We start from the raw sequence: 26,170 nt of genomic DNA on the forward strand, positions 1-26,170 counted from the left end.
CAAAAGGGCTTTAGCCATTAATATCCTTTTAAAGGCTAAAGCCTGTGCTCTATGATCCTATCTAAAATCACCGCCCTGAAGGACGGTGCAAAAACCGCCGCTACCAAGCCCTCGCTGCCTTGCGCTGCCGCGCGAATTCTTTCGGGAGGCTTACATGATTCGTGCTATAGCGGGTACAACTAAACAATTAGCGTTGAAGAACGATGGTTTGCCGGTTGGGTTTTTAGTCCTGTTGTTCGATTTTTACAGGCCCGGAGTGATGGCTAAAGTCCCATTGCAAGGCAACGACAGCAGTAAATTGGTGACTACCCCCCCTTTGTACAGCTACGAAAGTAGTTTTGTGGTGACAAAAGTGCCGTTGTAGCACTACGAAAGGACTTTTGTGTACACGGAGAAGCTTTCAAACACCTACGAAAGCACTAAATTGAATAATTTGATGGTAGCAAAGCGCTACGAAACGACCAAATTGGTGACTTTGAAGCTTTCGCAGGGCTGCGAAAACACTAAATTGGTGGCGGGGGAGGTCTTGTAATCAGTTAGTTAGCTGTTTTTGTGTTGCGGAGGTCTTTAGGAAACCCGCCTACACCAAGGCTTAAGGGCTAAAGCCCGGTGCCGATGGGCTATGCCTAACCCCGGCATTAATGCCGGGGTTAGTTAATCTGCTTCCAAAGTTGGGCTTTAGCCCATAGTTGTTAGCAGATAAAAAGAAAGATCCGATCCGTATAAATTAACTTCTATACAGATCGGATCCTTTTCCTAATGACCAGTGACCAATGACTAATGACCAGCTTGCCTACTCCATCCAAAAGCGATTGCTTTTGTAAATCTTTTTTCCCCAGTATACAAACGGGGTGTCGGCGGCAGCAACAATCCATTTCAGGAAATACGTGGTAATAAAAATCTCAAGAAGCACTGCCCACTCGTATTCGCCCCAAAAGGCAATGGCAACAAAAACCACACTGTCTATCAGTTGCGAGATCATCGTACTGAGGTTATTGCGTAACCAGATCTGGTTTTCTTTCGAAAAACGCTTTTTCCAAAAATGATAAGCCCAAACATCGTGGCGCTGCGACAACAGGTAAGCAGCTAAACTTGCAATGGCAATACGCGGCATCAGACTAAAAATCGTGCTGGTAGCTTCATGGCTTATTCCGGCAAATTCGTCACCTTCCAGCGGCAAAAATTCCAATGCCAGGTTCATAAGCAAAGTCATTGAAATAAGGCTGAAGAAGCCAATCCACACCGCTTTTTTAGCTTCCTCTTTTCCGTAGTTCTCCGACAGAATATCGGTAACCAAAAACGAGGTGGCGTAAACAATGTTCCCGAGCGTGGCAACCAGACCAAACAACTCAACGGTTTGTATTACCTGGATGTTGGCCACAATTACCGAGATGGGAATCCACATTACAAGGCCCCATTTCCCGAATAAACGGTAGGCTAAAATGATAAGCAGAAAATTTGCCAGCAACATTACCAGCCAAAGGATTTCGTTTTGCATTTTTTTTATTCGTTAAAGTGCAGGGTTATGCCACCTGCTTAATTAGTACTCAAAATTTTGGCCTGCAAATGTAATGGAAAAACCTGAAAATCAAAAAGGAATGAGTGGCATGATTAAGCTAACTACAGAACATTGTAGCTGTCATTTCGAAGGAGGTACGACTGAGAATTGAAAATCAGCGGAGCTAAATCTCTTCCTTAAGAACAGATTTCTCCTCATTCTTCGTCGAAATGACAATACTGATTGGTCATAATGAATTGGTCACAGGCGATTAAAACCACCTCCCATCCGCCAGACGGCGGACGTACTCCTCCTGACAGGAGGAGAAAATTCGTATTCCAATTTAGCCTTTTAATAAATGCAGTGTAAATAGTACGAAAAATTCCCCTCCTGCCAGGAGGGGAGGACCGCGTTTACTGCGGTGGGGTGGTCTCGTTTATTACTTGTGTTATGATTCATAACTCAATGGTTTTCACACAAGGAGGGATGGAAGGCGGCACAGCCGCCTTCCATCCCTCCCCAAAACTATCTTACACGCAATATCGTCATTGCGATCCGCCAACTGGCGGAGAAGCAATCTTTTTATCAGTAATTACTTTAACCGGGAAACGCTATCTCGATGCCTTCTTCAATATCTCCAAAGTCTTTTCATCAACCTTCCCAAACAACGAAACTCCCGATGCTCCGTTGGCTATGGCAACACGAATTCCTTCTTCCAGCTCTTCATCCGATTTAAAATCGGGTAAAAACAGACCGGCATAAATCGGAAACTTGCCGCAAAGGAAATGGATGCCTTCCTCAACAGCATCGCCAATCCAGCTTACCGATTCGCGGTAGAAACCGTGGTAGATCATCGGGCAAACCGCATCAAGGTTCCAGTTGGTCCAGTCCTGACGCACAATGCGGCGTGCAATTTCCGGTGTCGGGAAAACTGCCGCAGTAATTGGCTTATTGTAAGAGTGAGTGATTTCAGACAAATGATTAACAATGCCATTTACCTGCTCGTAACGGTATTTCCGCCATGCCGGACTTTGATCAGGATGTTCCATCTCCAGCGGATCTTTACCCGTTTTCTTTTTGAAATTCTCGCGGCAGGTATCGCAGTAACAGAAATCGTATTCTGGTAATTCCTGGCTTTGGTCGATTCCGTAATTGTCCCACAGGTTTACCGGCAAAATTACGTCGCAGTAGCGCACGTAATCCAGGTGCAGTCCGTCTACATAATCCTTTTCCAGAATTTCTTTCGAGCGTTGAGCCAGGTATTCTTTCACCTCCGGTTTTGATGGGCACAACCAACGGTAGTAACCCACATACGGCGGATTGTCTGCACACGATTTCCCGTCGCGGCTAACCGCATACCATTCCGGGTGACTGGCAAGCAGCTCTTTTTCGCCACGGTTCATGGTCCACATCCAACGATGCGTTTCCAGTCCGGCCTTTTTTGCGATACGGAAATGGCGTTCGCTGTCGTGCTCGAAAAACATTCCGCGCACACCGGCCTCAAAATAACTGCTGTATTTTTTTTGCAAGTCTTCGTCGCTTTCCTCATGGTTAGGATTCTCCCAAACCCAGTGTTTCAAAGCCTGGTCGGCAGTTGATGGTTTGGTTTCATTGGCACAGGCGCTTGCTACTGTAAGCCCCATTCCGGCCAGCATTGTGGTTTTAATAAAATCTCTTTTGTTCATCGTTGAATTGTTTATTTGTCAGTATGTTTTCGTATTAAGCCATCCTGATCGATAGAGATCATCAGGTTGTTGTTGGTTGTTAAAATTGCGGTATACGATTTCTCCGAAGCGTTCACTTCCAGCGAGAAGCTGGTGTTGTTTTCTTTTCCATTGGCTGGAATACCAAGTGTGGCAAGGTTGTTACAAAATGTTTTATGCTCGCGTTGATAATCGCGTTGAGCATAAAAAACATGCCACAGATGTTGGGCGAGTAATTCCTCTTCAGGTATTTGAAATGATGCATGTGTAGATTTCGGAAATTCATGTGAAAACTGAATCAATCCCCAACGCTCGGGGAAATGCATATTTATTACACCCTGCGGACTCCAAACCCAGTTGTCTTCAGGAATTAATTTGCCGTCGTCATTGGTTTTTCGTGTGTATTTTCCATCGATAATTTCAGTTTGCCACTGAACGCGTGAAAAGTTGATCTTCCAAATATCACCGGCTTTAGGTTGAATAAAACTGCCATCAATAGATAGCGATGAAAAAGGAATGGCCATTTCAACGCACCATTTTTTGTCGGTGTCCGTCGGATCATTCAGCGTACCATCCAAATAAATGGCACTTTTAAATCCTTTGGCATTCCATTCAATATCGGGTTTGCCGCCGTTTCTGTAGGGCTTATCCAAGAAAAGGTCGAATAAAGTATTTTGGGCATTTACTTCAAATTCGTAATAATTATGCGTGTCGCCATCAGGATCGATAAACACTTCAAAATCATTTTCGTGGTAAACAATCATGTCCTGTTTATCGTAGTAGGCCCAAATATGTTCCTCTACTAACTCAGCAAAAATGTACAGGTTATCAGCATCCCACAACATTTTTATTCGCTTAGGATAAGTGGGCAGAGGCATGTTGGCTCCCTGGATGTCGATAAACTCAGTAGTCCATGCAGCATTCTCCCACGCCGGCTCATTAGCTAGTCCGTCAATAGTAATGGCGCTCCGAGTTTGTCCTGCTACGTATGTATTTGGAGTTGTAAACAAGTGGGCATACTTTCCCCATTGTTCTTGTGCTGACAAGCTCAAGTTGCTGAGAATAAAAAATGTAAGGAGGAGGGCATTCCTGATAATTCGCATAGATCAATCACTATTAATGTCGGACAATAACGACAAAAATATTGAAAAAATTATCAAGAACGCCTAGTCTTTTTAAAAAAATTAAGAATTAGACTTATGCCATATTCACGTCGCGGGCAATATATTCGCCGTAATCTTTGATAATCGGGTCGTATTGCTCGTGAAATAATTCGGATGTAACCATAAAGTCGGCCGTAGAACGGTTCGACGCTGTCGGGATATTGTATAAAACCGTGATACGCAGTAAAGCTTTTACGTCTACATCGTGCGGTTGCGGCTGCATCGGATCCCAAAAGAAGATGAGCATATCGATGTTACCTTCACAAATCATCGCTCCCAGTTGCTGGTCGCCTCCCAGTGGCCCCGATTTAAGGCGGGTAACGGTTGGCGGCACAGTGCCATGTTCGTGGCAGCTTTCGGCGAGTGCCTCTTCTACCATTTTTCCGGTTGTTCCGGTACAAATTAAGTCGTGTTGGGCCAGTTCTTTCCAGTTGAAAGACACCCACTCCATAATATCTTTTTTGCGGTTATCGTGTGCTACGATCGCTATAGTTTTTTTTCTCTTCATTGTTCGTTTATTTTATTCAGTAGCTTTTATACTGAATATTGTTTTCGGTTCAAATGTAGATTGTTTTTAAATAAGGAAATAGCCAAAACATGTTTTATAACATAAACTTAGCTCAAATTTAATTTCTGCGACCATTTCAGAAGGACCACTTAACGTTTGAGTAACCTTCTGAAATATTGGCTATAAAAGGCTTTTCATTTCATCGATTATTTGCTGAGCCAGCTTATCGGCCTCTGCGCTTGATTTCGCCTCGGCATAAATACGGATGATCGGTTCGGTATTCGATTTTCGTAAATGCACCCACGATTCAGCAAAATCGATTTTTACACCATCAGTTGCGGTTACTTCTTCGTGCGCATACTTTTCCTTCATTTTTACAAGAATTCCATCCACATCAATTTCAGGTGTCAGTTCAATCTTGTTTTTCGAGATGAAATAATCGGGGTATGTTTTACGCAGCTCAGAGCATTTCATCCCTGATTTTGCCAGATGCGTAAGAAATAGTGCTGCTCCCACCAATGCATCGCGGCCACTGTGGCTGGCAGGATAAATAATTCCACCGTTTCCTTCGCCGCCGATAACGGCATTGGTTTCGCGCATTTTGGCTACTACATTCACTTCGCCAACCATTCCGGCTGAATAGCTCTGGCCGTGTTTTTCAGTAACATCTCTCAACGCACGGCTCGATGAAAGATTAGAAACTGTGTTTCCGGGAGTCTGGCCCAATACATAATCGGCAACGGCTACCAGCGTGTATTCTTCGTTGAACATGCTGCCGTCTTCGTTGATGATCACCAATCGGTCAACATCCGGGTCGACAACAAAACCCACGTCAACTTTATTCTTGCTGATAATTTCTGCTGTTTCTACCAGGTTCTCTGGGATTGGCTCCGGAGTATGTGCAAAATGTCCTGTTGGTTCGCAGTTTATTTCAACGATGTTTTTAATGTCGAGTGCCTTAAAAAGTGCCGGCATGGCAACACCACCAACCGAGTTTACAGCATCAACAGCCACTGAAAAGTTGGCTTTTTTTATGGCTTCCACGTCAACCAGTTCAAGATCAAGAACGTGTTGTACATGAATGTCGGTGTAGTCTTTTTCATCTACTGTTCCCAGCTCATCAACTTCGGCAAAGCAAAAATCTTCAACATCGGCAAGTGCTAACACTTTTGCACCTTCTGCTGCATCCAGAAATTCTCCGGCGGAATTCAGCAGTTTTAATGCATTCCATTGTTTTGGATTATGACTGGCTGTAAGGATAATTCCACCATCGGCTTTTTCTTCGGTAACGGCAATCTCAGTTGTTGGCGTAGTTGCTAGCCCGATGTTTACCACATTGCATCCCATTCCTGAGAGCGTTGAAACGACAATTGATGCTACCATTTCGCCCGAAATTCGTGCATCGCGTCCAACAACTACGGTAATTTTTTCTTTGTTTGCTTTTTGTTTGGCCCAGGCGGCGTAGGCTGCAGTAAATTTAACCAGGTCGAGCGGGCTTAACCCTTCGCCCGGTTTTCCACCAATTGTACCTCGTATTCCAGAGATTGATTTTATTAATGTCATAATCTAATGTTCAGTTTGAGTTGTAAAGATAGAAAGTCGATTTTGAATTAAGGATGCTTAAACGATAAAACCAGCCAAAATGTTGGAAGAATTTGTTTTGACTGATGTGATTCTGGATACTGGATTCTCGTAACTCGCAACTCAATCCTCGTAACTCGAAAATTTAATCCAATTCTTCCAGTTCGAGCAGTGTGGCTTTTAATTTTTTGATGTAGTTGCCGTAAAGTTTTCGGAATCCCCAACGAAGGAAGAAGAATATGGCGCCACCAAAAATCGCAACAAGGAGAACTGTGATACCGACCGTCAAAATAATCTGACTTGTTTCAATGTCGGATAAATGCATTCCCTGTGCTTCTGCATTATACTCGGTACCAATAAACATTCCGGAAATAAATGCGGAGGCCATTGCCAGCAATAAACTCGCCAAGGCAAGATAAAACAGGCGTTGGTACAAAGTAAGCGTTTCAATGATTTTTTTTAGTGTTCCTTTCAGATCGCAGGCCACATCGCACTGTCGTTTAACGCGGTAGTATTTAACCACAAAGTACAGGAAAGTGGTAATGATAAGCACATTCCCAAAAACGGCCAAAAACAACACCCAGTTAGGGATGGGCGTCTCGCTGTAGTATTTATCAATAGTTTCGGGCGAAAAAATAAAATCGTCGAAAGTAAATAGCAGAATCAATCCCAACAATACCACAAAACCTATTTTTATATTCCGGTCAATCCGATCAATAAGAGTCCGGGTACGTTTACTGAGCATAGTGTGCAACTGGCTTTCGTCCAGTTCCTTGGAGGGGGTCATTTTGCTCCATGTCTTTTTCAGTTCGTTTAATTCCATAACTACTACTCTTCAGTTACCATCAGTTTTTTGAGCTTCTTTTTTATCCGGTTCATTTTCACCCGCACATAGTTTTGGGTAATTCCGGTAATCTCAGCAATTTCCTCGTACTTTTTGTTTTCGAGGTACAGCAGCACAATCGACTTTTCAATTCCGGTAAGCTGCTGAATGGCTTTGTGCAATACTTTTATATTCTCTTCGGTTTCGGTATCGTACTTTTCATCTTCAATCTGAAAATTTTCGTACGTCAGGCTGCTTTGGTCAGGTCTTCTTTTACTTTTTTTGAACGAAGTAATCGCGGTATTCAGCGCCACACGATACATCCACGTAGAAACCTTTGATTCTCTCCTGAAATTGGGGTACGACTTCCAAAGCTGTACTACAATTTCCTGAAAGAGATCACTTCGGTCATCTTCCGTGTCGCAATAAATGTTGCAGACTTTGTGGATGATGCCTTGGTTTTTCTGGATTATGTGTAAGAATTCCTTTTCCAAAATCGGTTTATTAGTAACTGGTAGTGAGAATAATTACAATTGATGGTTAACAAACAGCTATAGATTTTATTATATGTGGGAATTTTGAAGCTCGAAGTAGGTAAGCTTTCTTCTGACTTCGGGCTTCAGTCTTCCATCTTGGTTTTACATCATTTTTAAAAACTTCACCTCTTTTTCGGTAAGCAATCGCCATTTACCGCGCGGCAAATTCTTTTTGGTGAGACCGGCAAAAAGTACACGGTCGAGTTTTTTTACGCGGTAACCAAAGTGCTCGAAAATACGACGAACAATGCGATTTTTACCCGAGTGAATTTCGATTCCTACTTCTGTTTTGTCATCCGAGGTATAGCTAATGGCGTCAGAGGCAATCGGTCCGTCTTCCAGCTCAATTCCTGCGGCAATCATATCCATGTGCCCACGCTCAACAGGTTTGTCGAGGGTAACCTGGTACACCTTCTTTTTGTTATGTTTTGGGTGCGTTAGCTTTTTCGAAAGATCGCCGTCGTTGGTAAACAGTAACAATCCGGTTGTATTCCGGTCCAAGCGACCTACGGGATAAACGCGTTCATCGCAGGCGTCTTTTATCAAATCCATCACAATTTTATCCGCATGCGGATCGTCGGTGGTGGTAACGTAATCTTTTGGTTTATTCAGCAAAATATACACTTTGCGCTCGGCTTCAATTTTACGTCCGTCAAAACGAACTTCGTCGCCCGGCAGCACTCGTATTCCCAGCTCGGTAACAATTTTTCCGTTAATGGTTACCGCTCCGGCAGTAATAAAAGTATCGGCTTCGCGGCGCGAACAAACACCGGCGTTGGCGATAAAACGGTTTAAGCGCATTCCTTCGGCCGAAAGCGTTTTTAGTTTTGGCCTCGGTGCAGCAGGCTCTTTTTTGTTGTCAGCCGGTTTGCCATAATTTTTCCGGGGCTTGAATTCTTTTTTGGGTTCCGATTTCTCAACCACCCGCGATTTTCCAATTCGTTTTCCTGAAGGTGATTTCACCGAACGTTTTGAACTGTTGCCGGATGATTTACCTTGTGAACTGCCCCGGTTGCTGTTGTTATTCTTGCGCATTGCTAAAATTATTTTGTGCAAAGATCGCTAAATTTTCTGATTTGGAATTTTATTTCCTCGAATTCACTTAAATTCGGAGTTCAAACATAAAATTAGAGCTATGAATTCGCATGAAATTGATTATAAGATCATCGGGCACGATGTTCAGTTGGTTGAAATTGAATTAGATCCGGCAGAAACGGTGATTGCCGAAGCCGGTGCCATGTTGTACATGGAAGATGGTATCGAGTTTCAGGCCCGGATGGGCGACGGTTCAAGTCCGCGCGCTGGTTTTTTCGATAAGTTATTATCGGCGGGATCACGTTTGATAAGTGGTGAGTCGCTGTTTCTTACCCATTTTACCAATCAAGGCTGGGGAAAAAAGCACGTGGCGTTTTCTGCTCCTTATCCGGGAACGATTATTCCATTGAATCTGCCTGATTTTGGAGGCCGGATCATCGTTCAAAAAGATGCTTTTTTGTGTGCAGCATTGGGAACAAAAATCTCGATAACTTTTAACCGAAAACTGGGTGCCGGATTTTTTGGTGGCGAAGGATTTATTCTTCAGCAGCTGGATGGCGACGGAAGAGCTTTTATACACGCCGGAGGAACCGTTATTGAAAAACAGCTGAACAACGAAACTTTGCGGGTTGATACCGGATGTATTGTTGGCTTCGAAACATCGATAGATTACAGTATTGAGCAGGCCGGTGGTTTGCGATCGATGGTGTTTGGCGGCGAAGGACTGTTTCTGGCCACTTTGCGCGGAACCGGAAAAGTATGGCTGCAAAGTATGCCAATCCGTAAATTAATTGCAGAACTGTCGCCGGCTGGAGGAAACGCCCGTAAAGAAGCACGTGGCGGATTGCTCGATAATTTACTGGAATGATAGTTTTAGTTTGCAGTTTTCAGTCTCAGTTTTCAGTTGTTCGTTTTTTACTGTTAACTGAGACTGAAAACTGTTAACTTTCTACACCACTCCCGGTAAACTGATTCCTTTAATTTTCCGGTACAGATCGAGCGCAAAAATATCGGTCATTCCCGATACAAAATCAACCACCGACTGGATTTTAAGGTACACCGAATCTTCGTCGGTTTTAAACTGGCCGGGCAGTAGCGACAAGATCTTTTGACTGTACTTATCCTTTTTGTCGGTATTCATTATTGCATCAACAAACTCTTCCAGCAGCGTGCCAATAATTTTATAACCAGCAATTTCAATCTCAACAACCGAGCGGTGTGCATAAATTTCGCTGAACGAAATGCGCTGAACTTCTTTCATTGCTGCTGCCTGCTTTTCAGGGAGCTGATCGATAAGGCTACCGGCGAAAGTTCCGGCCATAATTGCATCGTAATTGGCTTTAAAAATATCGATGCAACGGTAAATCAACTCGCCGATAACATTGGCGCGCAGGTAACTTATTTGTTCGTTTACATCGCTTACTTGTGTAAAGGTGTTTTCGAAACGTTCGATCCGCTCTTCGGTAAAGAAATTCTGGAAAAGTTCACGAATTCTGTCGTAGTGTAAAATGCCCAGTTTAAACGCATCTTCCAAATCCATAATCTGGTAACAAATATCATCCGCAGCCTCTACCAGATACACCAGCGGATGACGGGCAAAACTTCCATCTTCGCGTTGTGCAATTCCCAGCTCATTGGCAATATGGTAGTAATTTTCTTTGTCCGACTGGAAAAAACCAAATTTTGGTTTGGTGGCTTTTACCGATTCGTACGGGTATTTTACAATACTGGCCAGCGTTGAGTAGGTTAAGGCAAAACCACCCTCGCGTTTGCCGTTAAACTGGTGAGTGAGTGTGCGAAAAGCGTTGGCATTTCCATCAAAACAAGTAAAGTCTTTCCATTCGCCTTCCGAAAGTTGGTCTTTGAATTTCTGTCCGCTTGCTTTGTTGAAATAGTTTGAAATGGCTGCTTCGCCCGAGTGTCCAAACGGCGGATTTCCTAAATCATGTGCCAGACAAGCGGTTGAAACGATTGTCCCAATTTCATGGATCAGCGGATTATCCTGGTGGATTTCCAACAGGTATTCCGATAATAAATTTCCGAGGGACCGGCCAACACTTGCCACCTCTAAACTGTGGGTGAGGCGGTTGTGCACAAAAATATGCTCGGGCAGCGGAAAAACCTGTGTCTTATTCTGCATCCGGCGAAATGGCGAGGAGAAAATAATCCGGTCGTAATCGCGCTGAAATTGCGTGCGGTCTTCGTTTGTTACGGGGCCTAAAGTGCCCTTGCTGCCCAGTCGTTTTGGCGAAAGAAGTGTGTTCCAATCCATAGTGTCAAAAATTCTTGCACGAATGTATAAGAAATTCTTGAACTCTCCTTAATCCAACCAGAACGACGGGGTGAAAAGTACCAGTACCGAGTAGATTTCTAAGCGGCCAATTACCATTAGCGCGGTGAGGAAGTATTTGGCGCCATCGGGTAAATGCAGGAAGTTGCTTACCGGGCCAACCGTTCCAAATCCAGGACCAATGCCGGCCATACTTGTTGCCACGGCACCAAACGAGGTTTTCAGGTCGTTTGTCCAAAGCATCATTATCATTGTGCCAATAATAACGATGAGATAGTAAAAAAGAACAAAAGTGAATACCCGGTTGATAAGCTCGGGGCGTACCACATTTTTATTGTAATGAACCACGCGAACTACAGTGCTCGACGAAAAATATTCTTTGTAAAGTGTGCGTATGCGTTTAAAAACAACCAGATGGCGAATAACTTTTACGCCACCGCCTGTTGATCCCGACGATGCCCCGATCAACATCAGAATGGCAATGATCCCGATAGATTGTAAAGGCCACTGCAAATAATCGGCAGTGGCAAAACCGGTTGCGGTAATAATGGAAATCACCTGAAAAAAGGCGTGACGGAAAGCCGGCTCAAACCCCATGTCCTGGTGATGAAAGAAAAGCGACAGGGTGATGATCGTTCCGGCTACCAATATTATTTTTAAATACAACCGAAGCTCTTCATTTTTGAATGCGGTTTTAAAATCGCCCCGTAACCAGAAAACGTGCACCACAAAGTTAATTCCCGAAAGCAGCATGAAAAAGGTAACCGTGTATTGTATAAATGGCGAAAAGCTGGCCAGGCTATCGTTTTTTGTGGAGAACCCGCCGGTGGCAATGGTCGCAAACGAGTGGCAAACTGCATCGAAAAGCGACATGCCGCCAACCCATAAAATTATGGTTTCGGCAAAAGTTAGCCCCATGTAAATCAGCCATAATCGGCGTGCCACTTTGCGTATTCGTGTCGATACTTTTTCGGTTGCCACACTCGATACTTCGGAGTAAAACAGGTAAATACCGTTAATTTTCAGAAACGGCATAATGGCTACTACCAAAACAATAATTCCCATTCCTCCAATCCAGTGGGTTTCGGCACGCCAAAACAGTACACTTTTCGGAAGTGCCTCAATATCTGCTAATATAGACGATCCGGTTGTTGTAAATCCTGAAATCGATTCGAAAAAAGCATTGGTAAAATTGGGGATACTACCGGTTAGCAAATAGGGGAGTGTCCCCACCAAAGCCATTACCACCCAGGCCAGCGTAACAATAATAAAACTCTCGCGCAACGAAGGTTCCACCTGCCGTTGTTTTTTGGTAAGCAGATTTAATGCAACCCCTAAAACAAAGGTGATCATAAAAGTGTGCGACAGATCGGTAAAAACGCTCTCTTTGTAAATAAATGAGACAATAACCGCAAAGAGCATAAAAAGACTTTCGAAGGTAATTACGATCGAAATGATGTGTAAGATTAAAGCGATATTTATTTTTAGGTGCTTCATTTATTCCAAAAAGGTATTAAAAAAGTGGCAATGCAGTATTTGTTGCTGCTTTACATTTTTCAGTTTCGTTGTTAAAATGCTTTTTGCTTTCGAATTAAATGTGTTGCGATGGCTGTATAAATTTACAAAATGAAAAAGTTATTAGCCAATCGAAATCATTGCTCATTTATCGGGATATAGCAGCAATCCGAAATTTTATGCGGTAAAACCGGGGGGAGGGAGATTGGTGTGATGAATAAGAATATTCTTGAAAACAGTGGATATTGCAACGTTCCCCGAAACATTTGTACTTTTCGGGAATGCTCCGGAAATTCTGTTTTTTACAGGAAATGCGAGGGTTTTATGGTCGTTATCTTCTTGATTTTCGAGTAAGGATTCGCACAAATCAAAATCAGATGACACTATACATTCAATCTCTGTTGTGTCAGCTGCTGCGGAAACCCCAATAGCTTTTTTTGCAAAAGTATTGTCTCCCGTAGTCTGTAGTGTCCCTGTCAGAAAATAAATTAAAAGCAGTATGAATAGTGCTCTCAAACCTTGGCTTTTAAAATTGCACGACAAAGTTAGAGTCTCTTTTTCAGTTGTGCCACCCTACCGTTGTAATAGTGTTGAAAATTGAGGTTTATTTAACTCCGCTTTTGCAACGATGCAATGTTTACAATGTGTAAGTGGAGTATTTTTTTACTTCGCGTGCCAGTTCGCGCGCCTTGCCGTCGGTAATCTGGTTCAGGCGTTCCCAGAATTTAGGGCCATGATTTTTAATCTCAGTATGCACCAATTCGTGCAACAAAATATAATCAATCAGTTTTACGGGCAGTTTCATCATTTGCAAATTCAAACTGATATTGTTTTTCGATGAGCAGCTGCCCCAGTTTCGGCGGTTGTTGCGGATGGTAACTTTGTTGTAGCTAAAGCCGTGTTTCTTTGCCAGATCGGAAATTCGTACCGGAAGCAAACGTTTCGCTTCATGGCGGTAAACAGTGGTTACAACTTCATCGATAAAAGCAATGGAGTCTTCGTTTTCAAAATCCGCTACCGAAATTGTTATGTTATCGCCTTGTCGCTTAGCATTGTTTTTTTCGCCCTGAACGATGCGTATTTTATGCAATTTTGTTTCAATCTCGGTGCCCGGTTTTATGGTGGTTGAGCGGGCTTTCATCTTTTCCTGCTGCTTTAAAACCCATCGCTCGTTTTTTACCACAAAAGCCAACGCTTCCTTCGGTGTGATAAAAAATGGAAAAGAAACTAGCACCGATTTGTCGGGTTTTACGCTAAGTTTAATATTTTTAGATCGCTGGTTCTGAGAAAATGTTACCTTGCCTATATGTTTTAATTGAACTACTTGGCTTGCCATACGTTATTGTTAAAAATAAAAAATCAAAGATATCAATCATGGGAAATAAAAAGATGGAGGTATTCGTAAACCTCACAAAAAAAGATATGGTTGTTTCGGTTGAGGAAAAAATTCTTCCTGAAAGCCTGGTATTCGAATCGTTAAATCCGTTTCCCGGATATTACCACAACCTGCCGACCGATCCGGGCTCGTTGTACATTTACCTGGTGCTGGATAAACAATATCCGCTGGAGGAAGTTTTGAGGGCCACACAAGCCATCGAAAAAAAGTACGACTGGAATTTTGATGCCGGAAAAGCTTATATGTCAATAGGTTCGACTTTCCTTAACGCCATTCGAATAAAACACTTGCCATCGCTCGATTTATTGGTGAAAATTCAGGAAGCTTATGTTGACCAGGGAATTAGTTTCCTGATGAAAAAGAAACTAAAAGGCAAACTGGAGGCGAATGTGAAGATCGTTAAGTTCCTTGAGCTGAACAAACTGGCCGACGGTATTTTCCTGAATGTGCAGGATCCTACTTTTGCTTATGTTGAAGTACCTAAGTATTTAGATTCTGAGGAATTTACGAAAGTGTCGATGGATGTAAAATACAACTGGGAGGGGCATGAATTTGATGCCGCCAGCGCATCGTTCTATCTTGATGGAAGTCTTTACGAGGCAGTTCGTATTTTCTCCGATAAAATGGATTTGGACTATTTAAGTGCCATTAAAAAATTATATGTTGATAAGATCGATTAGTAACTTGTTTTTAAATAATAGAAAAGGCAGCAGAATTAGTGCTGTCTTTTTTTGTGTCTGCATTTTTGTACATTTGGTTAACTTTGTATAAAACTGGAATCATTATGGTAAACAGATCCCGATTATTTGTTTTTGGCCTTCTGGCAATTTTGGCGAGCGTACTGTTTGCCTGTAAAGGAAATTCGGATAAATCAAACATTAAAACCGAAGTTGTAGATCGTGGCCCGGTGGTGGCTTCGTTTAAGTGCCAGGGAAGCGTTCGTGCTGCAAATGTTGTGTCGGTGCTAAATCCTTTGCGAAACTCGGTGGTTGCATTGCATAAAATGCCCGGCGATAGGGTTGAAAAAGGGGAGCTTATTATGCAGCTCGATAAAACTGCCATACAGGATGAAATTGCCAGTTTGAATAACCAGATACAACAAAAAGAAAATGCCCTTGAGAAAAACCGCTTGAATGTTAAAAGCGTTCAGCTCGATCTTAATCAGGGCGAGGAAGCCAAAAAGGCACGCGTACAAAATATGAAACATTCGCTCGAGCAGCAGGAAAAACTGTTGGAAGCTGGCGGAACATCGCAGGCACGAGTCGACCAAATAAAACAAAACCTGTTGTTGGCCGAGCAGGATTTGAACAACCAGGCCGAAAAGAATTCGATACGTTTGCAGCAGCTAGAAATGGACGAAAGAAATCTGGCTTTGCAAATCCAGTCGTTTAAAAAGAGTTTGGCAACACAACGTTCCATTTTGCAGAGAACGGATGTAAAAGCTCCTGTTTCGGGTGTTTTGCTGGAAGTTGCCGGAAATGTTGGCGATTATGTTTCGATCGATGGAGCGCTGGTAAAAATTGCCGATGAAAGTGCCTCTAAAATTGTTGGAACCGCCGGTAAAAATAAACTCCCTCTTATTCAGGCCGGGGGAGAGGTGGAAGTGTCTGTGAACAACGAAAAGTTTATGGGAACTATCGGTCAGGTTTATAATGAAGAAAATTCGGAGTCGTTATCGTTCGATGTTTTTGTAGCCGAATCGGATCAGGCGAAACTTGCAGGGGCTGAAAATGTTGAGCTACTGGTAAAAGCCAACGATAAAGAAAATGTGCTTCGGATACGAAAATTGCCGGGAATGGCATTGTCGCAACATTTCGATGTTTTGCTTCAGAAAGGCGATGAGGTTATCCGCACCGAAATTGTTGTGGGCACCATTGGAAAAGATTACTCCGAGATAATTTCAGGTGTTAACGAAGGCGATGTTATCTTGGTTGAAGATCCTTCTACCGCTCAGCTGCAATAAGATCTTTCTACTATTTTTTTGGTGACAAAAATATCGGCAAGTTGCTATTTAAGCAGCTTGCCGATATTCAATTTTATGACGTTGGTAAGTCTTTATTTTATCAGCCCTCTGTCTTTGTACTTTTGAATAAAATACTGATCCAACTCTTCTGAGTCTTTGTACTGCACACGCAAATCCTGTAATTGTTTTGTTAATGCAGTAACCACATCAGCATAGGCCGGATCATCATAAACATTATTCAGTTCAAGCGGATCTTTTTTGCGGTCGTACAATTCCCACTCGTCAATATCGTAGTAGAAATGCGCCAGTTTAAAATCGGTGGTTACAATTCCGTAATGGCGTTTCACCATATGGAAACCCGGATATTCGTAGTAGTGGTAATAAACTGCGTCGCGTGTCCAGGCGGCAGTGTCGCCAACTAACAGCGGCATTAAACTTTCGCCCTGCATATCCATCGGTGCTTCAATTCCGGCAGCCTCCAAAAATGTTTGCGCAAAGTCGAGGTTTTGCACCATTTCATCCGAAACCGATCCCGGAGCAATTTTTCCCGGCCATTTTACCAAAAGCGGTGTTTTAAACGATTCGTTGTAAATAAAACGTTTGTCGAACCAGCCGTGTTCGCCCAAATAAAATCCCTGGTCGGAAGTATAAACCACGATAGTATTTTCATCCAATCCCTGTTCTTTCAAATGATCAAGCAAACGACCAACATTTTCATCCACCGATGCAATACATCCGAGGTAATCTTGCATGTAACGCTGGTATTTCCAACGCATAAAAGCCGAATCGTTCATCGTTGGGTATAGTTTTGCAAACTCTTCGTTTATCGGTCCGTAAACCGCGTCCCAACTGGCTTTTTGCTCATCGGTAAAACGGGCATATTTGCTTTTAAAAACGTTAAATCCCCACTCCGACATTTCCTCAACACCGAGTTCTTTGGCCAGTTCCGGATAAATTTTGTTATCGGCCGAAACCGTCATGTGTTTTAGCAGATTCATTTCGGCTTCTTTCGCTGCTGATCCTCTGCCCTTGTAATCGTCAAACAAAGTTTCCGGTTCGGGGAACGTCTTTTGGGTAAATTCTTTATAATGGCGTTCGGCCGGAAACCACTCGCGGTGAGGTGCTTTGTGCAGATACATCAGCAAAAACGGTTTGTCGTCTTCTCTGCGGTTATCCATCCAATCGATGGTAAGGTCTGTAATCACATCGGTTACATAACCCTGAATGGTTGTATCGCCGTTGTTGGTGATAAAATCAGGGTTGTAATAATCGCCCTGATCAGGAAGAATTTTAAACTCATCAAAACCTTTCGGGTTGTTCCCGAAATGTAATTTGCCAAACATGGCCGTTTGATAGCCGGCATTGTGCAACAACTGCGGGAAAGTAACATTCGTAGTATCGAAGGGGAAATTATTATCGATTTTTCCGTGAATGTGCGTGTGTTTTCCGGTAAGAATTGTGGCTCGCGAAGGCGCACAAATCGAGTTGGAAACGCAGGCATTGGTAAACAACATTCCTTCGTCGGCAATCCGGTCGATATTTGGCGTCTGGATCAATTTATCGTCGTAGGCACTAATGGCCTGGTACGCATGATCGTCGCTCATGATAAAAATAATATTAGGGCGCTGCGGTGCACTTTCTTTTTGCGAGCAGGCTCCAAAAAGCATAACTGATGCAAAAAGAATTATGATATAAAAACTTCTCATTTTAGTTGGTTTAGGTTTTTATTACAATGTAAATTTTGTTGTCAGCGAGGCGTTCGAATCACCTCCTACATAAACTTCAAATTCTCCTGGTTCGGCATAAAACGAAAGGTCAGCATGATAAAATGCCAGATCATCGTTGGTGATGGTGAATTCCACTGTCTTAGTTTCGCCTTTTGGAATGAAAACTTTTTCAAAACCTTTGAGTAAACGCAACGGCGGTGTAATACTGGCCACCATATCGCGGATATACAATTGCACCACTTCTTCGCCGTCAAAATCGCCGGTGTTACTCACTTCTACAGACACTTTCAATTCATCATTATTGGTGATCTCTGATTTGTCAATACTAAGGTTTTTAAACTCAAACGATGTATAACTCAAACCATAACCAAATGGGAAAAGGGGCGAGTTTGGCGCATCCAGATAATTCGATTTAAATTTTTGAAAGGTATCGCCATCCTGAGGACGACCGGTATTCCGAACGCTGTAATAAATAGGCACCTGCCCAACATTTACAGGGAACGTTGCCGTTAGTTTACCTGATGGATTGTAATCGCCAAACAACACGTCGGGCAGCGCATTTCCGCCTTCAACACCGGCGTGCCACATTTGCACGAAAGCATCAGCCAACTCCACTTCTTCGCCAATTTCCATCGGGCGACCACTCATATTTACAACGACCAGTGGCTTTCCTATTTTTGCCAGTTCCTGCAACAATTTCTTTTGACTTGGTGGCATGGTAATATCTGTGCGGCTTGATGATTCGCCTGTCATCTCTGTGGCCTCTCCAACAACCGCCACAATCACATCTGCTTTTCGCGACACAGACACAGCTTCGCTAATCATTGTTTCAGGCGAACGTTCGTCGATAAAAATCTTCGGACCAAACACATTTACTTTTGCTGCAAACTCAGGATCGTCGCAAATGTTAGCGCCTTTTGCGTGAAGGATATTTACATCGTCGCCAACCACATTCTGAAATCCTTCCAAAACAGTAACTGCAAGATTGAAGTCTCCCGTTGGTGCCCATGTTCCGAGCATGTTGCTACGACTGTCAACCAGCGGACCAACCAAAGCCACTGTTCCTGACTTTTTCAACGGCAGCAACTGGTTTTCGTTTTTCAACAGTACCATTGATCGTGCAGCGGCTTCTCTTGCAACCTTGCGATGTTCATCAGTTAAAATATCATTTTCAGGACGGGCATTATCAAAATAACGATAGGGATCCTCAAAAAGCCCGAGTTTGTATTTTGCCTCCAGAATCCGGCGGCAAGCTGCATTGATGTCTTCCTCTTTTACTTTACCTTCTTCCAACGATTTTTCCAGCGTGGTCAGAAATCCTTCTCCTACCATGTCCATGTCCAAGCCGGCTTTTAACGACAACGCTGAAACAGCCTGTAAATCTCCAAGTCCGTGTGCGATCATTTCGTTCACCGAGGTGTAATCGGATACCACAAATCCATCAAAGCCCCACATGTCACGCAAAACGGTGGTCAATAACCATTTGTTTCCGGTTGCCGGTAAGCCGTCAACATCGTTAAACGACGACATAACACAACCAACACCGGCGTCGATAGCGGCTTTATAGGGAGGGAAATATTCGTTGAACATTCTAAGGTGGCTCATATCAACCGAGTTGTAATCGCGGCCGGCTTCAGCAGCTCCGTACAAGGCAAAGTGTTTAACGGTCGACATCATTGTTGTAGTTCCGTTAAGGTTATCTTGCTGGTAGCCATTTACCATTGCTTTTGCAATCTCAGAACCGAGGTACGGATCTTCACCTGCTCCTTCAGAAATTCGTCCCCAACGCGGATCGCGCGATACGTCGACCATTGGTGAGAAGTTCCAGAAAATACCGTCAGCAGTAGCTTCTTTGGCTGCAATCTGTGCTGTTTTTTCAATCAACTCCATATCCCAGGTGCTGGCTAATCCCAAAGGCAGTGGAAAGGTGGTTTTGTAACCATGAATCACATCCGAACCAAAGATCATTGGAATTCCGAGCCGGCTTTCTTCAACAGCCAGCTGCTGCGCCTGGCGTGTTTTTTCCGGTCCGTAAACACCAAAAATACCGCCTACTTTTCCGGTTTTTATTTTCTCCTCAACACCGGTACTTACAACCGATCCGGTGGGAATTCCACCTCCCGGAGTAATCAGGTTCAGCTGACCAATTTTTTCCTGTATGGTCATTTTTGCCATCAGATCGGAAACAAAAACATCCATTTCGGAATCATCCGAATTGTTCGTCGGTGCTCCACATCCTGCAAATAAAAATAGTACTGCAACAAATAATAAAATGCGTGACATATCTAAAGTGTTTATAGTTACTAATCAATTTTAACGGGCTCGGTTTGTTCCGAAATTCCATTTTCGTTAAATGCTTCTATCGAAAAATAGTACGGCGTGTCGCGATCGAGGCAACGCATAAAATGCTCGTTGGTGTCGTATAGCTGCCACGACTGGTAGAGTTTATCCGGTGCAATTCCCCAGCGGATGTTGTATCCCTGCGCACCTTTTACCGGTTTCCATGCGAAAGAAATATCCCGGCGGTCATCTTGGCGATTTATTTCAAAATCTTTTACTTCGGCTGGTTTCTTTCCGAGTCCCAATCCAAATACACGAATCTCGCTCATGGCAAAGTTGTTTCCCGGCACTTCGATATTTTTATAGCGAACAAATTTCGCCTCCACCGGCTGGTTCAGCACAATGTATGCATTTGGCGAATCTTTGTAGCTGTTGCTACGGTCAACCACAGTTTGCCAGTTATTTCCGTCTGCTGAAACTTCGATAACAAAACGATGTCGCAAACCTTCGGTGCGTGTATAAATACCCGATTCATAATCGTGAAAATTTAGTTGAAAAGCATAAATATTTCCGGGATTCAACATCTCAATCGATATCCATTGTTTATCGTCGTTGGCTTCGGCCACCCAAAATGTTTTCGGATTTTCATCGGTCAAAACATTGGCAATAATTTCGCCTTTGTCGTTTTTTTCAAGCGGCAATTCGTGTACTTCAACCTCGTCGTTATTTGAGGTAAATTTCATGATCTGTTGTAACGACGATGACACGGTAACTTCTCCTTTATAGGATAGCAACATCCAGCCGCAGTGCTCACCTGCTTTTGTGGGATGATCGGGGCCAAAACGCGGATAATCGCCATAGGCAGTGTTTGAGTGCATCAAACCTTCATCGTCAAAATAGGTTGGAAACATACAAAGACGGCGTTCCCACTGGGCGTTGGAAGCCAGTGCCATGGTTCCAAAATGCCAGTATTGCCCGTTGGTTTGTTTTACAGTTATTCCGTGCCCGGCACCATTGGTAAAACCACCCGGCTTAAAACTCATCGGGTTGTTTTTCATGTAAGTGAATGGCCCCAGCGGAGATTCTCCAATGTAAACGCCATCGGCATAAACATTAAACTGTGTGCCCGGCGCTGCATATTGCAGGTAATATTTACCGTTGTGTTTGGTCATTGAGGCACCTTCCATGTAACCTTCTTTTAAGGTTGGATGAAAGTTGTTTTCGCCAAAACGTTCCCAGCCGTGTTCTTCCTCCACCAGGTTTATCAGCTCTTTTGTCACTCCCGTTTCCAGAAAACGATCATCTTTATTTAATTCCTTTACACGAATCGGGTACACGTTTGATGATCCCCAGTACAGATATGTTTTCCCGTCGTCGTCGATAAAAAGTTCCGAATCCTGAATATTATTCGAAATGGATGGAGTTGGTGTCCATTTGCCACTTTTAGGGTCGTCGGTGTAAAGAATACTTCCGTAACCTGCAGGATCTCCGGCAAAATACACCAGCGAATCTTTGTAATTGAAGGCTGTTGGTGCGTTGCATCCTTCGAAAAACCATTGCTGCGGTTTAATAAAATTCCAGTGCACCAAATCGGTTGAATGCCAGTAACCAAACGAGCGGGTAACAAACATGTAGTATTCACCACGAAACTCGATTACTGCAGGATCGGCACCCGAACGATAAGAAATATTTCGGGCCGAATTGTAGACCATGTAGGTGTAATCAATATCGAGCGGATTACAGTAGGTTTGTGGTACAATTGTTTGCGCGGCAATTTCTTCATTTATTATAAAAGCAAAAAAAGCCGGGAGAATTACTTTATATATTGTTGTGAATACATTTTTCATTTTTTAGACTCTTTTAATTATTGTTTCCCTGAGCTTCAGAAACTTCAATTTGTGTTTCGTATCCAAATAATTCGTCGGGCGAAATCGGTTTTAGAGGATCCTCTCCGTTTTTATCCAAATACCAGTATGCGATTGTTGCGTATTGTGTTGGCCAGTGGTTGGGGAAATATTTTTCAAGGTAGGCATCAAACGATTGCTGGAAAGGAATATTATCGATGATCTGCCATCGCGTTAATGATTGATAGCCCTTGTTTTGATCGGTGTAATTTTGCGAATGAAATGCACGACTAAAATAGTTGGGAACACACCAGGCATAACCAAAATAGTCTTCTGTTCCGGTACCAAAAGTAGATGGAAAATTTTCACCATCAACAAAAAATTTCTCATCTCCTTCACCCCACCAGTGCTGGCCTTCTTTTGCATATTCAACACAATGTCCTCCTTTCGGATTCCAAACCAACAGATACATTCCAACAAACCTGCCTTTTCCTTTGGTTTCCAATACTGTCCAGTCGGGCCAGCGCGTTGAATCCAAAGGAGCAAGATCGCGATGCCATTTGGCATGAAAGTAGGCAAATTTACCGGGTGTCATATCATTTTTTTCATGATATACCTGTAACTCCAGTTCAACCGGAATTGAATTATTATTTGTCAATCGTATCTCTGCAGCTTCCTCAAAAGGCATGTGCCAATTCGAATACATTTCTCCATTTTCCAGCATTCCCATCGGAAGAGTACGATAGGAATTGAACCCAGGGGCAGATCCAAAGAAATCGCCCAATGGCGACCACACCGATGGATTTTTCTCGTGATTCCAGAAAATAGAAAGTGTGGTCTTTCGCATTATTTCCGGTGTTTGAAAAGCCTCGGGGATAAGTACCTTTATTCCCGTTATTGTCTTTTTCCCTTCAAGTTGAAAAACCGTTTTTTCTTCGCCGGGAGCCAGGGTAATATTTTTTGACTCTGCAATCGAATTGGCTGTATATTCTGTTGAAGCACCAAGTTCGTTTTGAAAATAGTTGTTAACCTTTTCAAGTGCGTTTCTGTTTTGTTCAGACAGAATAGAGTCAAATTGCTCAACCATTGTCCCTTCAGGGAAGGTGATATAATTAAATTGAAAATATTGCCCCCATTTCGGTTCGCCAACAATTTTAATCGATTTCTGAAAAGTGATGGGGACGTAATTATTGAAACCTCGGGCATTGGTTTCGTAGACCAGTTCAGGATAAGTAAAAGCAGGAAATTTTTCGGTATTGAAATAATCAATAAAAGGCATGTCGATTAGTGGAATTTCATTCCCGTCAATATATACCTTTACATGACCTTCTTTCGGGCTTGCCGACCACATTCGAACAATGGCACCCGGACCATCCATTTCGGCAAGAACCATGTTGTCACCTTCTTTGCGAATAAACTGAGGTCTTAATCCGTCGTTATTGGCAGCCCATTCAATATAATTGCCCGCGGAGTCAACTTTACTTCGGCGATCGTAACTTGAAAACATTCCACTTTTCTCACCTTCTTTAGGCAATTCTGCCAGACGCTTCATATCTATCATCCGGTTGACAATATCGGCGTAGCTATGCTTATCATTGTTTTGTGTACATGCCGTTACAGCAAGCAAAATTAATATGAGCCAAATTCCTTTCATTGTTCTTTTATTCGTTATCGATATCTTTTATGAGTTCAGTAGCATCCATTTCCGGAAGCGTGTTCGATGGTTTGTCGAGGTAAAAATAGGCGGTAGTAACCACCTCATCCTGACGATAAAAGTTCGTCCAACCATCCGGTAATTTTGGATCATTTAGTTCCGGAACGGGATCCATTTCCAGTAGTTTTAACAGATTTCCACCTCCCGTATCGATTGTTACAGGAATCAGTGATGCTCCCTTATCCATCAGTTCCAAAACCTTTTCCTTTTGCCAGCCACCAATTTGCTGAACGGCCACTTTTATATCCTCATAAAAATAAATGGGATCGGGAATGTGATAGCGGTAAATTATAAATCTTTTGGTTTGTTTGCTTGCTTCCAACGAACCCTGAAAACGGTTATAATATTCGCCTTGTCCGTAAGCTCCGCCAATATAATCTTCGGTGCCGGTTCCCACCAGTGTTGGGAATTTGCCGTCTCCATCGAGGTATATTTTCACTTCTCCTTCGCCCCACCAGGTATCCTCGTAAATCGGGTCGGTTTTTACGCCCATATTCACACCAAGATAACGGCCCTTTCCGCTAATTTTTGGCAAAATTTCGTGGTCTTCTTTCAGTACTGTCTTTTTTGCGTAGTTAAAGAAAGTATGAAAATAGAGGACATCTTCTTCTGCTGTTTCTTTGCTTAATAGATTAATATCGTAGAACAACGCATCTACGTTTTTATCCGAATGATTGGTAAGCGTAATTTTTGCGCCGGTTTTAAAAGGCATTGGAATAATGCAGTTGAATGAACGTCCTTCGGGATCGGAAAAAAGTGCATTTTCGAAAGGCATTTTTTTGCCAAAAGCAACACCAAAGAAGTCGCCAAGTGGAGCTGCTACTGCTGGTTTTTCAGCACCGTCCCAATACATTCTTATCCAAAGCGATTGCAACATTTCAGGACTTCTGTCGCTAAGTGTTAACCAAATTCGGTTCACAACTCCTGCTCCGTCAACTTGTAGCAAGGTAACTGTTTTACCGGCTTCAATTTTGTTAAAAGCATGACCTTTGGCACCACGATTTTCCTGTGCTCCTTTTCCTTTTTCGGCTCCCGGATTTTCAAAACTCGACCAGCGGGAATGCACTCCTTCCGGCATTTTATACAATTCCTGCGCTTTAGCGACAGTAGTAATTAGAAATAACAAACATCCAAAAGCGATGATTTTTTTCCCGCGAGTAAGAATTAGATTGACAAGTTTCTTCATGTGATCAGCTTTTAAGTTATATCAGCCGGGCAACGCTTTCCCGGAATTACTGGTCAGTAGTAAATCCTAATTTAGCCAATCCTGCCTGCACATCTTCGTTTCGCATAAATAAGTCCCACAAAAGTCCGCTTCGGTAATTCTCAATCATCACCGGAATCGGTCCCTGATCGATGGCCAGATAACGTGGCAAGTACCAGTTTTCTGTTTGGCTGTAAGCATCGTACGGACCATATTCTCCCACCAACGAATCGGCATCCAAATACAAGTATTTCAAAAAGTTCATCGACTGCTCTGGTGTATACGGAAACGACGAAAGTGCCGCTGTTGGCGAGATGACGCCTAAATCCATTTTGCCCGGACGATGACCTGCATAACCACGCATGGAATAACTTGAGGTAAATCCCCACTGATTTTCGCCATAACCTTTGTATTGCTTTGGATTATCAAGCGCATAGCGGTAATGAATGGTGGCATGATTTACATTCAGTTTCCAGTAGTCGGCATACTTGTCTTTTAACCCTTTCGGATTTAAACCAAGGTACGAATAATGTGCCCAAAAAAGTGGTCCTATAGGATCGTCGTTGTGTTCGTAAAAGTTGAGAACGGTATTCAGTCCGTAATAAACAGTGTCTTTTGCAATGTCTCCATTAAGCGCCCAGCCTTTATCGTAAACGGCCGGCGAGATTGGATGCGTTGGCGACGAAGCTGCCAGAACATACATGATCAGGCACTCGTTGTAACCACCCACCGGAAAATTCATATCCCAGCCATAATTTGGCGACCAGTGCCAATATAACACATCTTCGCCTTGCGTGTACCAGTCCCATTCCACGGTTTCCCACAATTGTTGAATATCGTTTACCAACTGCTGCTCTGCTTCATTTCCGCCTTTATAATATTCGGCCACTGCCAATAATCCCTGAATCATAAAAGCAGTTTCCACCAAATCGCCGCCATCATCTTTTTTGCTGAAAGGCTTTACTTTTCCGGTTGGTCCGTCGAGCCAGTGTGGCCATGCACCGTGAAAACGATCGGCTTTTCCGAGATAAGCCACAATGCGTTGAAAACGTTCCAACGCCTGCTCGCGTGTTATAAATCCACGTTCGATACCCACAAGAATTGCCATCACTCCAAAGCCTGAACCACCAAGTGTTACCGTATTCTGATCGTTTTGCGGATACACATTGTCCATGTGAATGCGCTCGCGTGCCATTCCCGAAACCGGTTCGGCACCGTCCCAGAAATACTGAAAAGTTTGGTATTGTACCAAATCCATTAACGAATCTTCAAGCGATATCTCAGCTTCCTGCATCTTCTCAACTGATTTTTTGCTTCCGGTTTGGCATCCTGAAAAAGCCATTGCAAACATCAGTGCAATCAATACTATTGGAAATATAATTTTCTTCAT

General features: G+C 43.1%; 21 protein-coding genes. 3 read left to right on the forward strand and 18 right to left on the reverse strand.

All coding sequences use genetic code 11. The features are described 5' to 3' along the window. Positions 1–793: 793 nt before the first annotated feature. The 8 genes from QZ576_RS19990 to QZ576_RS20025 all read right to left on the reverse strand — a co-directional run bounded on the left by QZ576_RS19990 (position 794) and on the right by QZ576_RS20025 (position 8,847). A complete protein-coding gene (locus QZ576_RS19990) occupies positions 794–1,498 on the reverse strand; it encodes a queuosine precursor transporter (RefSeq protein ID WP_297100565.1) in 705 nt (234 codons plus the stop codon). A 611-nt stretch (positions 1,499–2,109) separates the two neighbouring features. After that, the gene (locus tag QZ576_RS19995) at positions 2,110–3,183 is read right to left on the reverse strand and encodes a family 10 glycosylhydrolase (protein WP_297100568.1); all 1,074 of its coding nucleotides are present in this window, start codon (positions 3,181–3,183) and stop codon (positions 2,110–2,112) included. 11 nt (positions 3,184–3,194) lie between these two features. Beyond that, the gene (locus QZ576_RS20000) at positions 3,195–4,247 is read right to left on the reverse strand and encodes a carbohydrate-binding family 9-like protein (RefSeq protein WP_297100571.1); all 1,053 of its coding nucleotides are present in this window, start codon (positions 4,245–4,247) and stop codon (positions 3,195–3,197) included. Positions 4,248–4,398: 151 nt separating this feature from the next. After that, positions 4,399–4,872 (reverse strand): methylglyoxal synthase, encoded by a 474-nt coding sequence (locus tag QZ576_RS20005; protein WP_297100574.1) that lies wholly within the window; start codon positions 4,870–4,872, stop codon positions 4,399–4,401. 180 nt (positions 4,873–5,052) lie between these two features. Further along, the gene (gene glmM, locus QZ576_RS20010; protein ID WP_297100576.1) at positions 5,053–6,435 is read right to left on the reverse strand and encodes a phosphoglucosamine mutase; all 1,383 of its coding nucleotides are present in this window, start codon (positions 6,433–6,435) and stop codon (positions 5,053–5,055) included. Between the two features lie 163 nt (positions 6,436–6,598). Further along, a complete protein-coding gene (locus tag QZ576_RS20015) occupies positions 6,599–7,276 on the reverse strand; it encodes a hypothetical protein (RefSeq protein ID WP_297100578.1) in 678 nt (225 codons plus the stop codon). A gap of 5 nt (positions 7,277–7,281) precedes the next feature. Continuing rightward, positions 7,282–7,770: a sigma-70 family RNA polymerase sigma factor gene (locus QZ576_RS20020; RefSeq protein ID WP_297100581.1), complete on the reverse strand. Its 489-nt coding sequence runs from the start codon at positions 7,768–7,770 to the stop codon at positions 7,282–7,284. Between the two features lie 144 nt (positions 7,771–7,914). After that, on the reverse strand, positions 7,915–8,847 hold the full coding sequence (locus QZ576_RS20025) for a pseudouridine synthase (RefSeq protein WP_297100584.1): 933 nt from the start codon (positions 8,845–8,847) through the stop codon (positions 7,915–7,917). A 100-nt stretch (positions 8,848–8,947) separates the two neighbouring features. Between QZ576_RS20025 and QZ576_RS20030 the strand changes: the two genes are divergently transcribed. Next, complete coding sequence (locus QZ576_RS20030; protein ID WP_297100587.1) at positions 8,948–9,715, forward strand: TIGR00266 family protein; 768 nt, start codon at positions 8,948–8,950, stop codon at positions 9,713–9,715. Positions 9,716–9,796: 81 nt separating this feature from the next. Here QZ576_RS20030 and QZ576_RS20035 read toward each other — a convergent pair whose 3' ends face one another. From QZ576_RS20035 to QZ576_RS20050, 4 genes are all read right to left on the reverse strand, one after another. Continuing rightward, positions 9,797–11,119, reverse strand: coding sequence for a deoxyguanosinetriphosphate triphosphohydrolase (locus tag QZ576_RS20035; RefSeq protein ID WP_297100590.1), 1,323 nt, complete (start codon positions 11,117–11,119; stop codon positions 9,797–9,799). A 48-nt stretch (positions 11,120–11,167) separates the two neighbouring features. After that, positions 11,168–12,634: a TrkH family potassium uptake protein gene (locus tag QZ576_RS20040; RefSeq protein WP_297100593.1), complete on the reverse strand. Its 1,467-nt coding sequence runs from the start codon at positions 12,632–12,634 to the stop codon at positions 11,168–11,170. Positions 12,635–12,829: 195 nt separating this feature from the next. Then, positions 12,830–13,168 carry a hypothetical protein gene (locus QZ576_RS20045; RefSeq protein ID WP_297100596.1) on the reverse strand — a complete coding sequence of 113 codons (339 nt, stop codon included), beginning with the start codon at positions 13,166–13,168 and terminating at the stop codon, positions 12,830–12,832. A gap of 121 nt (positions 13,169–13,289) precedes the next feature. After that, the gene (locus tag QZ576_RS20050; RefSeq protein WP_297100599.1) at positions 13,290–13,988 is read right to left on the reverse strand and encodes a M48 family metallopeptidase; all 699 of its coding nucleotides are present in this window, start codon (positions 13,986–13,988) and stop codon (positions 13,290–13,292) included. A gap of 38 nt (positions 13,989–14,026) precedes the next feature. Here QZ576_RS20050 and QZ576_RS20055 point away from each other — a divergent pair, with 38 nt between their 5' ends. Beyond that, the gene (locus QZ576_RS20055; RefSeq protein WP_297100602.1) at positions 14,027–14,728 is read left to right on the forward strand and encodes a hypothetical protein; all 702 of its coding nucleotides are present in this window, start codon (positions 14,027–14,029) and stop codon (positions 14,726–14,728) included. A gap of 104 nt (positions 14,729–14,832) precedes the next feature. Continuing rightward, positions 14,833–16,011 (forward strand): efflux RND transporter periplasmic adaptor subunit, encoded by a 1,179-nt coding sequence (locus QZ576_RS20060; RefSeq protein ID WP_297100604.1) that lies wholly within the window; start codon positions 14,833–14,835, stop codon positions 16,009–16,011. A gap of 92 nt (positions 16,012–16,103) precedes the next feature. Here the strand turns inward: QZ576_RS20060 and QZ576_RS20065 are convergent, their stop codons facing one another. From QZ576_RS20065 to QZ576_RS20090, 6 genes are read right to left on the reverse strand one after another with little or no spacing between them, the layout of a single operon-like run. Continuing rightward, the gene (locus tag QZ576_RS20065; protein WP_297100606.1) at positions 16,104–17,717 is read right to left on the reverse strand and encodes a sulfatase; all 1,614 of its coding nucleotides are present in this window, start codon (positions 17,715–17,717) and stop codon (positions 16,104–16,106) included. 21 nt (positions 17,718–17,738) lie between these two features. Beyond that, positions 17,739–20,021 (reverse strand): beta-glucosidase BglX, encoded by a 2,283-nt coding sequence (gene bglX, locus QZ576_RS20070; protein WP_297100610.1) that lies wholly within the window; start codon positions 20,019–20,021, stop codon positions 17,739–17,741. Positions 20,022–20,041: 20 nt separating this feature from the next. Further along, positions 20,042–21,865, reverse strand: coding sequence for a family 43 glycosylhydrolase (locus QZ576_RS20075; RefSeq protein ID WP_297100613.1), 1,824 nt, complete (start codon positions 21,863–21,865; stop codon positions 20,042–20,044). Between the two features lie 13 nt (positions 21,866–21,878). Continuing rightward, positions 21,879–23,516 (reverse strand): glycoside hydrolase family 172 protein, encoded by a 1,638-nt coding sequence (locus tag QZ576_RS20080; RefSeq protein ID WP_297100616.1) that lies wholly within the window; start codon positions 23,514–23,516, stop codon positions 21,879–21,881. Positions 23,517–23,523: 7 nt separating this feature from the next. Beyond that, positions 23,524–24,762 (reverse strand): glycoside hydrolase family 172 protein, encoded by a 1,239-nt coding sequence (locus tag QZ576_RS20085; RefSeq protein WP_297100619.1) that lies wholly within the window; start codon positions 24,760–24,762, stop codon positions 23,524–23,526. A 46-nt stretch (positions 24,763–24,808) separates the two neighbouring features. Continuing rightward, on the reverse strand, positions 24,809–26,170 hold the full coding sequence (locus tag QZ576_RS20090) for a glucoamylase family protein (RefSeq protein WP_297100623.1): 1,362 nt from the start codon (positions 26,168–26,170) through the stop codon (positions 24,809–24,811).

The sequence above is a fragment of the uncultured Draconibacterium sp. genome, from assembly GCF_913060805.1.
Taxonomy (GTDB): Bacteria; Bacteroidota; Bacteroidia; order Bacteroidales; family Prolixibacteraceae; genus Draconibacterium.

Bases quoted from the DNA above. Each gene is read 5' to 3' on its own strand.
- QZ576_RS19990 (WP_297100565.1), bottom strand. From the start codon at position 1,498: ATGCAAAACGAAATCCTTTGGCTGGTAATGTTGCTGGCAAATTTTCTG.
- QZ576_RS19995 (WP_297100568.1), bottom strand. From the start codon at position 3,183: ATGAACAAAAGAGATTTTATTAAAACCACAATGCTGGCCGGAATGGGG.
- QZ576_RS20005 (WP_297100574.1), bottom strand. From the start codon at position 4,872: ATGAAGAGAAAAAAAACTATAGCGATCGTAGCACACGATAACCGCAAA.
- glmM (WP_297100576.1), bottom strand. From the start codon at position 6,435: ATGACATTAATAAAATCAATCTCTGGAATACGAGGTACAATTGGTGGA.
- QZ576_RS20015 (WP_297100578.1), bottom strand. From the start codon at position 7,276: ATGGAATTAAACGAACTGAAAAAGACATGGAGCAAAATGACCCCCTCC.
- QZ576_RS20025 (WP_297100584.1), bottom strand. From the start codon at position 8,847: ATGCGCAAGAATAACAACAGCAACCGGGGCAGTTCACAAGGTAAATCA.
- QZ576_RS20030 (WP_297100587.1), top strand. From the start codon at position 8,948: ATGAATTCGCATGAAATTGATTATAAGATCATCGGGCACGATGTTCAG.
- QZ576_RS20035 (WP_297100590.1), bottom strand. From the start codon at position 11,119: ATGGATTGGAACACACTTCTTTCGCCAAAACGACTGGGCAGCAAGGGC.
- QZ576_RS20040 (WP_297100593.1), bottom strand. From the start codon at position 12,634: ATGAAGCACCTAAAAATAAATATCGCTTTAATCTTACACATCATTTCG.
- QZ576_RS20050 (WP_297100599.1), bottom strand. From the start codon at position 13,988: ATGGCAAGCCAAGTAGTTCAATTAAAACATATAGGCAAGGTAACATTT.
- QZ576_RS20055 (WP_297100602.1), top strand. From the start codon at position 14,027: ATGGGAAATAAAAAGATGGAGGTATTCGTAAACCTCACAAAAAAAGAT.
- QZ576_RS20060 (WP_297100604.1), top strand. From the start codon at position 14,833: ATGGTAAACAGATCCCGATTATTTGTTTTTGGCCTTCTGGCAATTTTG.
- QZ576_RS20065 (WP_297100606.1), bottom strand. From the start codon at position 17,717: ATGAGAAGTTTTTATATCATAATTCTTTTTGCATCAGTTATGCTTTTT.
- bglX (WP_297100610.1), bottom strand. From the start codon at position 20,021: ATGTCACGCATTTTATTATTTGTTGCAGTACTATTTTTATTTGCAGGA.
- QZ576_RS20075 (WP_297100613.1), bottom strand. From the start codon at position 21,865: ATGAAAAATGTATTCACAACAATATATAAAGTAATTCTCCCGGCTTTT.
- QZ576_RS20080 (WP_297100616.1), bottom strand. From the start codon at position 23,516: ATGAAAGGAATTTGGCTCATATTAATTTTGCTTGCTGTAACGGCATGT.
- QZ576_RS20085 (WP_297100619.1), bottom strand. From the start codon at position 24,762: ATGAAGAAACTTGTCAATCTAATTCTTACTCGCGGGAAAAAAATCATC.
- QZ576_RS20090 (WP_297100623.1), bottom strand. From the start codon at position 26,170: ATGAAGAAAATTATATTTCCAATAGTATTGATTGCACTGATGTTTGCA.